Source organism: uncultured Williamsia sp. (assembly GCF_947494875.1).
Classification (GTDB): domain Bacteria; phylum Actinomycetota; class Actinomycetes; order Mycobacteriales; family Mycobacteriaceae; genus Williamsia_A.
This window is the reverse complement of sequence record NZ_CANLWM010000001.1, coordinates 468,877-483,366: the sequence shown is the minus strand read 5'-3', so window position 1 is coordinate 483,366 and position 14,490 is coordinate 468,877. Positions and strand designations below refer to the sequence as shown.

Genomic DNA, 14,490 nt, shown 5'->3' with positions numbered 1-14,490 from the left:
GGGCAGCGGACCGCGGGGGTCCTCGGGGGTGGTCACGACTCGCCGCCGCCCCGCGGGGCGCCAGGTCCTGGGACATCCGCACCGTCGGCTTCGGAGACGTCGGTCCCGGTGACGTCGGCACTGTGCAGGTAGCGGCTGTCGGCCATCAGGCGCTCCCTCTCGTCGGGTTCGGGCCGGTCGAGGTCGGCGGGGTCGGGTTGGCCGCGGAACCGATGCCAGAGCCGACGACCTGCCAGCAGCACCAGCAGGACGCCCGCACAGATGGTGATGATGAAGAGCGGCTTCCCATAGGCGTTGGAATGTACTGACAGGTCGATCGCGGTCCCGACGGCGACGTTGCTGGAGGTGACCAGGGCGATGTTCACGGTCATCGACGCCGACGACTTCGCCTGCGTCGGCAACTGGATCTGCCGGGTACCGCGGGGCGGGATCTCGACCACCCCGATGTCGCCGACGTCGAGGTCCTCCGGCGCGGCGGTGTCGAGCCGGACGCGGATGGACAGCGGCAGGTCGTTGCGGACCACCAGCAGCAGCGGCGAGCGTTCCGAGGCGAGCGTGTAGCGGCCGCCGGGGTCGAGGATGGCGACCGAGTCACGCATGCGGTCGACGGTGAGGTCGACGGCGTGAACACGGGTCCGCGCGGCGCGGGTCACCGTCCGGCGGTCGGCCGTCGAGTCGACCGGGGCCGACCGCATGGCGCGGACCAGGTCCTCGGCGAGCGGCGAGACGTAGGTCCGCGGTGACATGGCGACGTCGTTGCCCGCGACCATCGACGCCTCGAGTGCGAACAGCGTGCTCGCCGTCCGGGCGATGGACGTCGTGGTGTCGGGGTCGAGCGCGGTGAGGCCGACCGTGGTGTCCGGCGGGATCCGCAGCGACGCAGGCGTTCTCGCCGACGACAACGCGGTCACCAGGTCCTGCAGCGGCTGGGGCGTGGCGAGTCCGGCCCGGAAGACGGCGCCGACGATCCCGAGCACCGCGGCGGCGTCGTCGGCCGAGGCGGACCACACCGCCGGTGGCGAGATGACCTCGCTGCGGCCGGTGGTCGGGTCGTCGGGGTTGCCGCCGATCCGCACCGTGTCGGAGTCGGTGGTGGGAGCGAGCGCGGCGTAGGCGATCGCACCGACCGCCGCTCCCCTGCGCGCCACCGTCGACTCGGTGTCGAGGGCGAAGCGTTGGTCCACCGGGGTGATCGGGGGCGTCGCGGGCGCGGTGCCCAGGGCCGCGAGGGCGGTGGTGACCGCGGGGTCGAACGTCTGCACACCCATCGTGCCGACGCGGTAGCGGCCGTCGGCGGTCGGCAGACTCCGGTCGAGCGCTGTCGAGCCGAGCAGCACCGACGACGACCCGGTGGCCGTGACGAGCTTCGCCCCGGCGTCGGACACCGCACCGGACGTCGGGATCACCAGACCGCGGACGCTGCGGACCCCGAGAACCGAGTCGACGATGTCGGACGGGGTCCCCAGCCCGGTGCGGGTGAGGGCGGGATCGGCTGCCCGGGCGAGGGAGTCGAGGTCGACCTGGCCGAACGGGAGGGCCACGGTGCAGACGCGTCCTGCGACCTGCCGGAGGTCGCCGAGGTAGTCGGCGGCGTCGGTCGCGCCGGTCCCGTCGCGGGTGGACGACCGCGGGTCGGCCGGATCGGTGGACACCACATAGCCCCGTGTCATGGCCTGCAGGGTGATCAGCAGGTCGGGGTCGACGGCGAGACAGACGCTGCGGGTGACCGGCGAGCTGGGGTCACCGGTCGCGGCGTCGAGCGCGTCGAGCAGTCCCCGCAGTCGCCCGCCGGGGCGGACCGACGTCGCGAGGTCGTCCCCGACGAGACGGACCGGTTCCGACCCCCCACCCGTGATGCCGGGGGCGAGTTGCCCGGGCGCGGCGAGCGGCCACAGGAGCGTGGTTCCGGCCGGGGCGGACGTGACCGGACCGACCGGGGCCGACGGCGTGCGTGTGGCGTCGGCCGGTACCGCGAGGACGGGCAGCAGGGTGCGGGTGTCGTCGAGACGTGCGGCGGCGCCGTAGTCGGGTGTGCCGTTCAGGTTGACCATCAGCGGATAGACGCCGGGCCGGTCGATCCCCAGCCCCGGTGTCGTCGGACTGCCGGCGAGAGGCACCGTGACGGAGAAGTCGGCGCGCGCCCCGGGCGCGAGGCGTCCGGACACGGTGGTGAACCGGGTCGTCGTCTCGTACTGGGCCGGGTCGAGCGTCAGCGACGTCCGCGCCTCGGCGCCCGACGACACCGGCTCGCCGCGCTGCAGACGGACGACGAGATCCCGGACGTCGCGGTCGCCGATGTTGGTCAGGGTGCCGCGCACCGTCACCGTCGGCGGGCTCGACGCGTCCACCGTGGACGGGGTCACCGAGCGCAGTGCGAGGTCGACGAACTGCGCCGCCTCGGGGAAGCGGGTGGTCTGACCTGGTGAGGTGCCCGCCGGCGCCGCGGACACCACACCCGGGGCGAGGATGGCGATCAGCACCGCGATGGCGACGACGAGGACGCGGCGCACCGCCGGTGCGCGGTGGTCGGTCATCCGCCGTCGGTGTCGCGACGCGGGTCGCCCTCGCCCCGCCCGGCTCCGTCCCGCTTGCGTCGGCGGCGTGGGCGGTGCGCCCGTGGCGGCTCGTTGCGACGCTGGTTGCGGGCCGCTGCGGCCTTCTCGTAGTCGTTCGGTTCGGTCCGCAGCGAGTCGGCCTCGGAGCGGGCGAGGCGTTCGGGGTCGTCGGCGAGATCGTCGATCACCTGGGCCGCGGCCCGCGCGAGTCGACGCTCGTCGGAGTAGGTCAACCGCTGGGGCAGCTCGGAGAGCGGCACCCACGCGACCTCGGCCACCTCGTAGTCGGCGTCGGAGAGCTCGCCGCCCGTGGAGCGCATCAGGTAGTGGTGCACGGTCTTGTGGATCCGCTTGCCCTCGCTGACGAACCAGTAGTCGATCTTGCCGAGCGGGGCGACGACGTTGCCCTCGATCCCGGTCTCCTCGGCCACCTCGCGCACAGCGGTCTGTTCGGCCGTCTCGCCGGTCTCGATGTGCCCTTTCGGCAGCGACCACATCATCCGACCGCGCCGGTCGACCCGACCGATGAGGGCGGCACACCGGTCGTCGGTGGGGCCGTCGATGCCGGAGACGACGAGTCCGCCGGCGGAGGTCTCCCGAACGGTCCGCAGGCGCGGGGCGTTCGGATCGGCGGCGTCCTGGCCCGGGCGACGGTCGGCGCCGCCGCGTCGCGACCGGTTCCGCGACCCGCCGTCGCGACCGGATCGTGCGGTTCCCGGACGGCCGGGGCGCGCCAGGGCGCTGACGTCGGACGGGGTCACCGGACGGCCGGGCGGCGCGGGTCCGTCCTGCGGGACGGCGGGGGTGACGACGACGGCGGCGTCGTCCGGTGCGCCCTCGGCGACACCGGGCGCTGCCTCCGGGCGTGAGGGTCCGCGCCGCCGTCCCCGTCGTGCGCGCCGGGTGCGGCTGTTCTCGGTGCCGTGGCCCGATCGTGCGGGTGGGGTGGGTTCGGGAGCGTCGCGTTCGGCCCGGGCGGCGTCGCCGTCACCACTGCCCTGGTTCCGGCCCCGACCACCGCGTCGTCGACCACGACGCCGCCGCGACCGCCCGGAGGGCTCGCGGCCGCCGACGTCCGCCGAGGCGGGGTCGGGGTCGTGGGGTTCGGCTGACACCCCCTGATGCTAGCGGGGAGGTCACCTCCTGTTCGGGAAGCGTCGGGAGGGCCGACGGGTGCTCTGCGGGCCCCCCGGGTGGGTAGGCTGCTCGCTCGTGACGGGATCGGCCACCGGGGCTTCGGAGGACCGCCGCACCCGCCTTCTGGCCGGTGCCGCGGTGTCCCTGCGGACCCTGTCGGACGTCCTGGAACCCCTCGCCGACCGCTTCGTCGACGCCGGTTTCGAGCTGTACCTCGTGGGCGGGTCGGTCCGTGACGCGGTTCTCGGTCGGCTGGGCACCGACCTCGACCTCACCACCGACGCCCGCCCCGAGGCGGTGCAGTCGTTGCTGCGCGGGTGGGCCGACGCGGTCTGGGACACGGGCATCGCCTTCGGGACGGTCAGCGCCGCACGCGACGGCCAGCACATCGAGATCACCACGTTCCGTGCCGACACCTACGACCAGGTGACGCGCAACCCCGTCGTCGAGTTCGGCGACACCCTCGAGGGTGACCTCGTGCGCCGCGACTTCCGCATGAACGCGATGGCCGTCCGGCTCGGTCCGGGCGGACAGCAGGAGTTCCTCGACCCGCTGGGCGGCCTCGACGACCTGCTGGCCGGTGTCATCGACACCCCGTCCGAACCGTCGGTCTCCTTCACCGACGACCCGCTGCGCATGCTGCGGGCCGTGCGGTTCGTCGCCCAGCTCGGTTTCACCCCGTCGGAGCGGGTCGCCGCGGCGATCACCGCCATGGCCGACTCGATCGGGCGGATCACCGCGGAACGGATCGCGGCCGAGCTGGACAAGCTGATCCTCTCCGAGCACGCGGTCGAGGGCGTCGTCGCGCTCACCGACACGGGCCTGGCCGAGCGCGTGATGCCCGAGATCCCCGGCATGAAGCTCGCGATCGACGAACACCATCAGCACAAGGACGTCTACTGGCACTCGTTGACGGTGCTGCAGCAGGCGATCGACCTCGAGGACGGTGACCCCGACCTCGTCCTGCGGTGGGCCGCGCTCCTTCATGACATCGGCAAACCCGCGACCCGACGTCACGAGCCCGACGGTGGCGTCAGCTTCCATCACCACGAGGTGGTCGGCGCGAAGATGGTCCGCAAGCGGTTGCGGGCACTGAAGTACCCGAAGGCCGTCATCGAGGACGTCGCGACGTTGGTGTTCCTCCATCTCCGGTTCCACGGGTACGACGAGGGGCGGTGGACGGACTCGGCGGTGCGCCGCTACGTGACCGACGCAGGACCGCTGCTGCCGCGTCTGCACAAGCTCGTCCGCGCGGACTGCACCACCCGTAACAAGCGCCGGGCCGCACGGTTGCAGCGCACCTACGACGACCTCGAGCGGCGGATCGCCGAACTGTCGGCCGCCGAGGACCTCGCACGGGTCCGTCCGGACCTCGACGGCAACGCGATCATGGAGCTGCTCGGGCTCCCCCCGGGTCCGCTCGTCGGCCGGGCCTGGCGCTTCCTCAAGGAACTGCGTCTGGACTCCGGCCCGCTGGATCCCGACGCCGCCGAGGAGGCGTTGCGTAGGTGGTGGGCCGATCAGCCCGAGAACCCGAACGCGGGCGTCTGACCAGCACACGCGTGCCGTTATCGAACCGTGACCGACTTCGTCGGCCGGGACCCTTGCGTGATGCTCTCTGGACCCGGCCGTGACATGCCGTTACTCTGAGTACCAGGTCGAGCAGCGGCCCCCGTCGTCCACGGTCCCATCTGTCGGGACCCCGATCACGACCCGGAACGTGCAGCGCAAGCGCCTCCGGGAGAGACATGGACGGGAGAGCACATGCACCTCACACTTCATCGCACCGCCCGACGGGAACTCAGGGTTCTCGCGACGCGGACGCCATCCCTTCGACAGACCGTCGTCCTTGAGCCGACAGTCGCCCTGTTAGCAGGTGACGAAGATTTCCACTGATTCCCAACCGGCACAGAAGAAGATCCCCCGCGTCGAGGTCGACCGTCGCCCCGAGGCCGACGAGGACTCGTTCGTCGGCGCACTCGAGGTCGCGATGCAGTTCGCACCCATCCGCCGTCTCCACGATCGCGTCCTCGCCGGCGCCGAACTGCAGGTCCGCGGACCGCGTGGCTCGGCCCTGCGTACGGCGGAGGCCCTGCGGCACGCCGCCCGACTGATGCAGCAGGAGCGCTCCCTCGACCGGCACAAGTTCGCCTTCGCCCGGTCCGAGCGCGCCCAGGCCGCTGCCGCCCGTCTCCCGCTGCTCGTCTCGGTCGACCTCGACTCGATCGACGCCGTCGATCAGCGGGTCGGCGCAGAGCGGCTCGCCGTCTCGGTCCGCCCCGACGAGGTGCTGCACAGCCCGCACCGCACGATGACGAAGGTGGCCGCCGCACGCCGGGCCGGCCACGTCATCTGTGTCGACGGTCTCGGTGTCAGCGAGTACGCGGTCACGCTGCTCGCGCTGATCGAGCCGGACGTCATCATCACCGGTCCGGAGCTGCTCTCGCGGACCACCGAACCGAACATGGCGCGCCTCGCGCACGCCCTCGCCGCGCACGTGGAACGCAGCCACGCGATCGTCATCGCCGAGGGCATCGACAGCGAGGAGCGGCTCATGGCCGCCCAGACCATCGGTGCCGCCTACGGCATGGGGACGCTGTTCCCGGCGGTCGACGACCCCGAGCGGATCCTCGTCGGCGATCTGGACCCGCTGCCGGACGTCCCGGTGTGGGCGACGCCCGACCCCGGCCTGTCGACGCCGTACCAGATCGGCACGGCCACCCATCGGCCTCGTCGCGGCAGCAAGCGCCTCCTCATCGAGATGAGCAAGTCGCTGGAGGCGCAGGCCTCCGCGGCGGGCAGCGCCGTGGTGGTGCTGGGGACGTTCCAGCACGCGCGGCACTTCACCGCACTCACCGCCGACCGGTGGCGCGATCTGTCCGACCGCGCCGGCCTGGCCGGCGTGTACGGCGTCGGACTGGCCAACATGATCGACGGCAACGTGCAGCACGCGCCGCTCGACGAGGGCGACCCGCTGGTCGACGAGTGGAACGTCGCGGTCCTCGGACCGCACTTCTGCGCCCTGCTCTCCGCACGGGATCTGTACGTCGAGGCCGACGACCTCGACCGGACATTCGACTTCATCCAGTCCTACGACCGGGTGACCGTCACGCAGGCCGTCCACTCGATCCTCACGCGGTTCACCGTCGATTGACCGGTGACCGCCTCCCCGAGGACGATCCGCATCGCAGGCCCGACGGGGTCGACGACGCGACGGTGGAGGCGGTCGGCAAGATGACCGAGGCGCTCGAGTACGTGGAGCGCGCTCGCGGTCATCTGTTCGAGCTGCATCAGTTGTCGGGTCATGCGGACCTGACGTTCGGTGAGGCGGCCGACCTGCTGGAGAAGGCCGGCCACACCGCGTTGGCCGGCGACATCCGACGAGAGGTGGTCGGTCTCAACACCTTTCCCGGCCGCTGGTCGTTCCAGCTCGTCGAGGAGTACGACGACGCGTACTACTCCACCGTGCGCGCCGCCGAGAGACGTGTCCGGGACGAACTGCTGCGGGGGCGGCGTCATGTCTTCGAGTCGGAGATGAAGGAGAGCCGTCGCACCCACGGCCGGCCCGGCCACGAGTCGCGACCGGACTAGTTCGTCAGATCACGCTGGCGAGCCGGGTGGTCGGCCTCGACGAGTTGCCGCGCCACGTCGGCGACCCGGATGTTGGTGTCCTGCGACAACTTCCGGATGAGCTCCCACGCCGCGACGGCGTCGACGTCGAATCGTTCCATCACGATCCCCTTCGCCTGCCCGATGATGTCGCGGCTCGCGAGTGCGCTGGTGAACTGGTCTCCGCGTCGGGCGGTGTGCATCGCGAGCGAGGCGTGGGTCGCCACGGCCAGCGCGGTCTCCTGGTCGTCCGACGAGAAGGCATGGGGCGCCGAGGCGTACAGGTTGAGGGCGCCCATCGCGGTGTCACCGCGGTAGAGCTGGAACGCCAGGATCGACCGCACGGGGGTCTCGTCGAGGACACGACGCGCGAACCGCGGCCACCGGTCGTCGCCGGCGAGGTCGTCGACGAGCACCTTCTGATCGGCCCATGCGGCCTCCAGGCACGGCCCCTGGCGCAGTTCGTGTTGCAGGTCGTCGAGACGGCCGGCCACCGGGTCGGTCGGGGCGACCGACGTCAGTCTCCCGTTCTCCACCAGCGTGATGCCGGCGAAGTCCGCGGCGTCGACGTAGTCGACCGCGCTCTGGGTGACGGACGGCAGCAGTGTCTGTTCGCCGGAGTGTTCACCGTGCTCGTAGAGCACCCGCGCCAACGCGGCGAGTTCCGCCCCGGTGGTCTTGTCGCCTGCGGTCATGCATCGTCCTCGGTTGACAGGGAAGGGTCTCTGGATAGTATCGACCACACGGCCTGAAGCCCTCGGGTGCTGTTCAGCACGACCGACGGGCGGAGGCCCTGATGACCTCGAATCCTGCCGTCGACCGCTCTTCTGAGCATTCGTCGACTCCACGCACCACCACCGATTCCGGCGCTCCGGCACCCAGCGACGAGCACTCGCTCACCGTGGGAGCGGGTGGACCGATCGTCCTGCACGACCACTACCTCATCGAGCAGATGGCGCAGTTCAATCGGGAGCGCATACCGGAGCGCCAACCGCACGCGAAGGGCAGTGGCGCGTTCGGTGTGTTCGAGACCACCGAGGATGTCACCGAGTTCACCTGCGCCGCAGTCTTTTCGCCCGGTGAGCAGACCGAGGTGCTGTCCCGGTTCTCCACCGTCGCCGGCGAGCGTGGCAGCCCGGACACGTGGCGGGACCCGCGCGGTTTCGCGCTGAAGTTCTACACCCGCGAGGGCAACTACGACATGGTCGGCAACAACACGCCGATCTTCTTCATCAAAGACCCGATGAAGTTTCAACATTTCATCCGCTCGCAGAAACGTCGCGCCGACAACAACCTTCGCGACCACGACATGCAGTGGGACTTCTGGACGCTGTCGCCGGAATCCGCGCACCAGGTCACGTGGCTGATGGGCGATCGCGGCATCCCGCGCACCTGGCGCCACATGAACGGCTACTCGTCGCACACCTACCTCTGGGAGAACGCCCACGGCGTCAAGCACTGGGTGAAGTACCACTTCATCTCCGACCAGGGCATCGAGTGCTTCACGCAGCACGAGGCAGACCAGATGGCCTCCGCCGACACCGATTACCACACGCGTGACCTGTACGAGTCGATCGATTCCGGGGATCACCCGTCGTGGACGCTCAAGGTGCAGCTGATGCCCTACGACGACGCGACGTCCTACCGGTACAACCCCTTCGACCTCACCAAGGTGTGGCCACACGACGACTACCCGCTCCGCGAGGTCGGTCGACTCACGTTGAACCGCAACCCGACCGACCACCACACCCAGATCGAGCAGGCGGCGTTCGAGCCGAACAGTCTCGTGCCCGGGATCGGGCTGAGCCCGGACCGCATGCTGCTGGCGCGGTCGTTCGCCTACTCCGATGCTCACCGCTACCGGATCGGGGCGAACTACAAGCAGGTGCCGGTGAACGCGCCGACGGTGCCGACGCACAGCTACTCCAAGGACGGTGCGATGCGCGTGCAGCCCGTGAGCGATCCGGTGTACGCACCCAACTCCTACGGCGGTCCGCACGCCGACCCGCCGCCCGGGCTGGACCCCGGCTGGGCGGCCGACGGGGAGATCGTCCGCAGCGCCTACGTCGATCACCCCGCCGACGACGACTTCGGACAAGCGGGTGCGCTCGTCCGTGAGGTGATGGACGACGAAGCTCGTGAGCGCCTGGTCGACAACGTGGTCGGCCACCTGCTCAACGGGGTGTCCGCGGCGGTCCTCGAGCGTGCCCTCGAGTACTGGCGTCGGATCGATCCCGACGTCGGGTCGGCGATCGCCGAGGGTGTCGCGGAGAAGTCCGACCAGGACGACCCCAAGGCGGGCGAGCAGGACAACCCCGCGCGTGAGTCCATGCGCGCCCGGGTGTGAACCGCGTCCAGGCGGTCCTGTTCGACATCGACGGCACCCTCGTCGATTCCGTCTACGCCCACGTGACCGCCTGGTGGTCGGCGTTCCGCCGGCACGGACTCTCGGTGCCGCACAGCGAGATCCACATACGCATCGGCAAGGACGGCGGGTTGCTGGTGGCCGAACTCGTCGAGATCGCCGGGGGTGACCGGGACGACGACGAGCTGACCTCGGCGTTGTCGTCGGCGCACGACGAGCTCTACGGCGACGGCATCGACCAGCTCACCGTCCTGCCCGGTGCACGGGAGTTGGTGCGCGCCAGCAAGGATCGCGGTTACACCGTGGTCCTGGCGACGTCGGCACCCGAGCACGAGCTGAAGGCCCTGCGAGCGCTCCTCGACGTCGACGACCTCGTCGACGCGGTGACCTCGTCGGAGGATGTCACGACGGCGAAGCCGGACGGGACCGTCGTCGACATCGCCCTCGGACGCGCGCGGGTGCCGGCGTCCGCCGCGGTGATGGTCGGTGACGCCACGTGGGACTTCCTGGCGGCGAGCCCGCTGGGGGTCCGCGGGATCGGGCTGTGCTCGGGCGGGATCGGTGCGGCGGAACTCCGCGAGGCGGGCGCGGACGAGACGTACCGCGACGCGGCCGACCTCCTCGCGCACTCATCGCTCTATGGCTGAGGGTTCTGTGCCCGGGAGCGGGTCCTCGCGGACGAGGATCTCCAGTGCGGTCGTGGTGATACCGGTCCACGACGAGGCGGACGAGTTGGGCGGGTCCCTCGCTGCGGTGGCCGAGGCGATCGCCGCGGTGGACATCCCCGTGAGTGTCACCGTCGTCCTCGACGCGTGCTCGGACGCCTCGGCGTCCATCCCGGGTCCCGACATCGACGTGACGGTCGTCGACGTCCGCAACGTCGGAGCCGCGCGGCGCGCAGGCTTCCTGCGACATCCCGCGGGTGACGACGTGTGGTTCGCGACCACCGATGCCGACTCCCGAGTGCCCCGGGACTGGCTGCGTCGCCACCTGTGGCTCGCCGATGCCGGTGCCGACGCCGTGGTGGGCACGGTCGTCGCGCGGGACTGGACGCAGTGGCCGGTCCACGCCGAGCGTCTGTTCCTCGCCGACTACCGCGCCGAGCAACGACGCGACCGCCACGGCCACGTCCACGGCGCGAACATCGGGGTCCGGGCCGCCGCCTATGCCAGGGTCGGCGGGTTCGCGGGCGTGCGATCGGACGAGGACGTCGCGCTGGTCTCGGCACTCGACGCGGCCGGGCACAGCATCGCGTGGGACACCGAGGCGCCGGTCGCGACCTCCACCCGTCGGGTGGGCAGGGCACCGGCGGGTTTCGCCGACGCGCTGGCCGACATCATCGAGCTGCCGGGCACCGCGTGATCGCCTGGGTGACGGGTGCGGACCGGACCGCCATTGCACCGGACGCGGATGCCGACGCGGTGACGCGAGCGCGCGCCGTCGTCTCCGGACTCCGCCTGCCCGCGCCGGGCTCGGGTCGGACCCGTGAACGTCTCGACGCGCTCGCCGACATCGCTCGTGACGACATCCCGACCGGCCGGCTCGTCGAGGCGCACGTCGACGCCGAGCAGATCCTCGCCGACCTCGGTGTCGGTTCGCCCGGGCCCGGTGAGCTGTGGGGAGTGTGGGCGGCCGAGGCGCCGGACGGACGGGTGTCCGCCACGCGGCGTGACGGTCGGTGGTTCCTCGACGGCGTGAAGGCATGGTGCTCGGGAGCCGTCGGCTGCAGCCACGCCCTCGTCACGGCGTGGGTCGACGGCGAACGGGCGCTCTTCGCGGTCGACCTCGCCCGGAACGGCGGGGGTTCGATCGGCCCCGATGCGTGGTACTCGCCCGGGATGGCAGCGACGATGACGCGATCCGTCCGATTCGACGACACACCGGCGCGGCGCGTCGGTAGCGGGGCCGACTACTTCGAGCGCTCCGGCTTCTGGCACGGCGCGATCGGGGTGGCCGCGTGCTGGCTCGGCGGGGCGCGTGCGGTCGGGGACCGGGTCCGCAGGACGCGGCGGGACGACCCGGTGACCCGTGCGCACCTCGGCGCCGTCGACACGGCGCTGTGGACGGGACATGCCGCGTTGGCCGCGGCGGCGGCCGCCGTTGACCGTGACCCGGAGGACGGAGCGGTCGCTCACGTCACGGCGCTGCGGACGCGTGCGGTGATCGAGGGTGTGGCGACCGCGGTGCTCGATCGCGCGGGGCGGGCGCTCGGTCCGGGGCCGATGGTGGCCGAAGCCGATCATGCCGCGGCGACCGCGGACCTCACCGTGTACATCCGCCAGTCCCACGCCGACCACGACCTCGCCGCACTCGGCGACCTTGTCGCCGACCCGGACGGCCGACGGTGAGCGGCACCGGCAACGGTGCGGTTCCCGCGTTCCGCGGGACCGATCCGGGGGTGACGTCGGCGGCGCGGTGGCGCGAGTGGCTGGTGAACCGGTCCTTTCCCGTGCTCGACGCCGACGATTCCGGTCAGGCGTCGGCCGTCCGGATGCTGGTGGTCGCCGCGCACCCCGACGACGAGGTGTTGGGAGCCGGCGGCCTGATGGCGCAGACGATCCGTGACGGCGGTGAGGTGACGGTGCTCTGTCTGTCGGACGGGGCCGCATCGCACCCGGGCTCCCCGACGGTCACCGCCGACGAGCTGGGCGTACGACGGCGCGGTGAGCTCGTCGCCGCACTCGACGTCCTCGGTGTCGACCACGTCCAGCACCGCTCGTTGCCCGACGGGGAACTCGGTGACCACGCCGAGGACATGGTGGTCGAGATCGCCGACGCGATCGCCACGTTCGGCGGTCACGACATCGTCGTCGGCGTGTGGCGAGGTGACCGACACCCCGATCACGCCGCCGTGGGCTGGGCCGCCGCGACGGCAGCCGCCGGCGCGGGCAGCGTCTACCTCGAGTACCCCGTGTGGATGTGGCACTGGGCCTCGCCCGACGACGCCTCGGTGCCCTGGTCGAGGGCGCGCGTGCTCCCCCTCTCCGACGAGGTGGTCGAGGCCAAGCGGACAGCGGTGGCCCGGTTCGTCAGCCAGGTGAGCGATCTGTCCGACGATCCCGCCGATCGGGCGATCCTGCCGCCCGAGGTGCTGGCCCGGCTCGTCACCGACACCGAGCTGTTCTTCACATGACCGATCCCGCCTACTTCGACGCGATGTACGCCGCGGGCGAGGACCCGTGGGGCTTCGACCATCTCTGGTACGAGCACCGCAAGCGGGACCTGACCGTCGCCGTGCTCCCCCGTCGTCGCTACGCGCACGCGCTGGAGCTGGGGTCGTCGACGGGGGTGCTGAGCGCTGCTCTCCTCGACCGCTGCGAGCGGTTGACCTGCGTCGAACTCCACCCCCGCGCGGTCGACGTCGCGCGGCGTCGGTTGTCGTCGGCCGGGGACCGCGTGCGTGTGGAGGTGGGCGACATCCGACGCTGGCGGCCGCGCGAGCATCACGACCTGGTCGTCGTCAGCGAGGTGCTCTACTACCTCGACGCCGAGGATCTCGCGACGGTCACGGCATGGTGTCGAGGGCTGCGGGATGCGGGTGCGACGGTGGCCGCCGTGCATTTCCGACACCCGGTCCCCGAGCACGAGCTGTCGGGCGACGCCGTGCACGCGGCCCTGCGGGAGGCGTTGGGATCACCGATGGCGGGATATCTCGACGACGACGTGGTGATCGACGTGTTCGGCGGGCCCGGCGAGCAGTCGGTGGCGGTGGCCGACGGCCTCGCGCCACCGCCGTGAAGGGTCAGTCGCGGGAGAGCACGTACAGGGTGGCCGCGCCGGCACCGGCGAATGCGGCGACGACCGCCGCGCCGATCACCATGGATCCCAGCATCGGGAGCGCAACGATGAACAGGCAGGTCATGAGGGCGAGCAGCAACACCGTGCCGATCGCGGCGCGGTGCTCTGGGGCCAGGCGGCCCCACGAGGAGCGTCCCGGCCAGGTGTTGTCGGGGCGTGTCATGCGTACAGCCTGGCAGGCGCGCGTCGCGGGACGGGCACCCGCGACATCTCGGCGAGGTCTCGTCTTCATCTCTGCCTGGTAACGCCAGGCCGTTATCAAACCGTTATCTCGACGACGGTCTGGTTGCGATCGCGACAGGACCTTGTCGACGTTTCCCCTGGGTATCTAGCGTTGCGTACATGGCTTTCACAGCACCAGGACTCACCGAGGACAGCGCGGCCACCGTCGTCGCGACCCTTCAGGAACGACTCAGCGCGTTCAACGACCTGCACCTGACGCTCAAGCACATCCACTGGAACGTCGTCGGGACCAACTTCATCGGTGTCCACGAGATGATCGACCCGCAGGTGGAGTTGGTGCGCGGCTACGCCGACACGCTCGCCGAGCGCATCGCGACCCTCGGGTCGTCGCCGAAGGGCACCGCGAAGGCGATCGAAGAGGACCGCAGCTGGGACGACTACAGCCTCGGTCGCGACACCGTGCAGGCGCACCTCGGTGCGCTCGACCTCGTGTACGTCGGCGTCATCAGCTCGCACCGTGACGCCATCGAGACCACCGGCAAGCTCGACCCGGTGACCGAGGACATCCTCATCGGGCAGACCGCGGAGCTCGAGAAGTTCCACTGGTTCGTCCGTGCCCACCTCGAGAGCTACACCGGCGAGCTGTCGAACGCCGGCGCAAGCACCGAGCAGGAAGCGGCTCAGAAGGCTCGCTGACCTCGGGTCTCCACGTCGGCGGATTCTCTCTTCACGAGAGTCCGCGGCGACAACCCAATATTCGTACGCTCTCTCCTGCCCGGGAGGCGTCGCCTGCGTGGGCGGTTCGGGAACATCCCGAGCCGCCCACGCGTGTGTGTGATGGGG

The 14,490-nt window shown here is 71.2% G+C and carries 14 protein-coding genes; 10 read left to right on the top strand and 4 right to left on the bottom strand.

What is annotated here, in order from left to right; translation table 11 throughout:
- Positions 1-32 precede the first annotated feature (32 nt).
- A complete protein-coding gene (locus Q1A98_RS02480) occupies positions 33-2,534 on the bottom strand; it encodes a DUF6049 family protein (protein ID WP_299569620.1) in 2,502 nt (833 codons plus the stop codon).
- Positions 2,531-3,670: an NUDIX hydrolase gene (locus Q1A98_RS02475; RefSeq protein WP_299569619.1), complete on the bottom strand. Its 1,140-nt coding sequence runs from the start codon at positions 3,668-3,670 to the stop codon at positions 2,531-2,533. Before Q1A98_RS02475 ends, Q1A98_RS02480 begins: the two co-directional genes overlap by 4 nt.
- Before the next feature lie 97 nt (positions 3,671-3,767).
- On the opposite strand from Q1A98_RS02475, the gene Q1A98_RS02470 reads away from it, so the two are divergent.
- The 3 genes from Q1A98_RS02470 to Q1A98_RS02460 all read left to right on the top strand — a co-directional run bounded on the left by Q1A98_RS02470 (position 3,768) and on the right by Q1A98_RS02460 (position 7,283).
- Positions 3,768-5,243 carry a CCA tRNA nucleotidyltransferase gene (locus Q1A98_RS02470; protein ID WP_299569618.1) on the top strand — a complete coding sequence of 492 codons (1,476 nt, stop codon included), beginning with the start codon at positions 3,768-3,770 and terminating at the stop codon, positions 5,241-5,243.
- Positions 5,244-5,682: 439 nt separating this feature from the next.
- On the top strand, positions 5,683-6,846 hold the full coding sequence (locus Q1A98_RS02465; protein ID WP_299570499.1) for a DICT sensory domain-containing protein: 1,164 nt from the start codon (positions 5,683-5,685) through the stop codon (positions 6,844-6,846).
- On the top strand, positions 6,843-7,283 hold the full coding sequence (locus Q1A98_RS02460) for a hypothetical protein (RefSeq protein ID WP_299569617.1): 441 nt from the start codon (positions 6,843-6,845) through the stop codon (positions 7,281-7,283). The genes Q1A98_RS02465 and Q1A98_RS02460 overlap by 4 nt, the downstream gene beginning before the upstream one ends.
- Here Q1A98_RS02460 and Q1A98_RS02455 read toward each other — a convergent pair.
- A complete protein-coding gene (locus tag Q1A98_RS02455; RefSeq protein ID WP_299569616.1) occupies positions 7,280-7,996 on the bottom strand; it encodes a GAF and ANTAR domain-containing protein in 717 nt (238 codons plus the stop codon). The two genes, Q1A98_RS02460 and Q1A98_RS02455, sit on opposite strands and share 4 nt — an antisense overlap.
- A gap of 101 nt (positions 7,997-8,097) precedes the next feature.
- Here Q1A98_RS02455 and Q1A98_RS02450 point away from each other — a divergent pair, with 101 nt between their 5' ends.
- The 6 genes from Q1A98_RS02450 to Q1A98_RS02425 are packed head-to-tail and all read left to right on the top strand — an operon-like array spanning position 8,098 to position 13,404.
- Complete coding sequence (locus Q1A98_RS02450; protein WP_299569615.1) at positions 8,098-9,648, top strand: catalase; 1,551 nt, start codon at positions 8,098-8,100, stop codon at positions 9,646-9,648.
- Positions 9,645-10,313 carry an HAD family hydrolase gene (locus Q1A98_RS02445; RefSeq protein WP_299569614.1) on the top strand — a complete coding sequence of 223 codons (669 nt, stop codon included), beginning with the start codon at positions 9,645-9,647 and terminating at the stop codon, positions 10,311-10,313. Before Q1A98_RS02450 ends, Q1A98_RS02445 begins: the two co-directional genes overlap by 4 nt.
- Positions 10,314-10,365: 52 nt before the next feature.
- On the top strand, positions 10,366-11,028 hold the full coding sequence (locus Q1A98_RS02440; protein WP_299569613.1) for a glycosyltransferase: 663 nt from the start codon (positions 10,366-10,368) through the stop codon (positions 11,026-11,028).
- A gap of 59 nt (positions 11,029-11,087) precedes the next feature.
- Positions 11,088-12,014, top strand: a complete 927-nt coding sequence (locus Q1A98_RS02435; protein ID WP_299569611.1) for an acyl-CoA dehydrogenase — start codon at positions 11,088-11,090, stop codon at positions 12,012-12,014.
- On the top strand, positions 12,011-12,799 hold the full coding sequence (locus Q1A98_RS02430) for a PIG-L family deacetylase (RefSeq protein ID WP_299569609.1): 789 nt from the start codon (positions 12,011-12,013) through the stop codon (positions 12,797-12,799). Before Q1A98_RS02435 ends, Q1A98_RS02430 begins: the two co-directional genes overlap by 4 nt.
- Positions 12,796-13,404 carry a class I SAM-dependent methyltransferase gene (locus Q1A98_RS02425; RefSeq protein WP_299569608.1) on the top strand — a complete coding sequence of 203 codons (609 nt, stop codon included), beginning with the start codon at positions 12,796-12,798 and terminating at the stop codon, positions 13,402-13,404. Before Q1A98_RS02430 ends, Q1A98_RS02425 begins: the two co-directional genes overlap by 4 nt.
- Before the next feature lie 4 nt (positions 13,405-13,408).
- Here Q1A98_RS02425 and Q1A98_RS02420 read toward each other — a convergent pair whose 3' ends face one another.
- Entirely contained in the window at positions 13,409-13,627 is a 219-nt protein-coding gene (locus Q1A98_RS02420) for a hypothetical protein (protein WP_299569606.1), read from the bottom strand.
- A 179-nt stretch (positions 13,628-13,806) separates the two neighbouring features.
- On the opposite strand from Q1A98_RS02420, the gene Q1A98_RS02415 reads away from it, so the two are divergent.
- A complete protein-coding gene (locus Q1A98_RS02415; protein ID WP_299569604.1) occupies positions 13,807-14,343 on the top strand; it encodes a DNA starvation/stationary phase protection protein in 537 nt (178 codons plus the stop codon).
- Positions 14,344-14,490 lie beyond the last annotated feature (147 nt).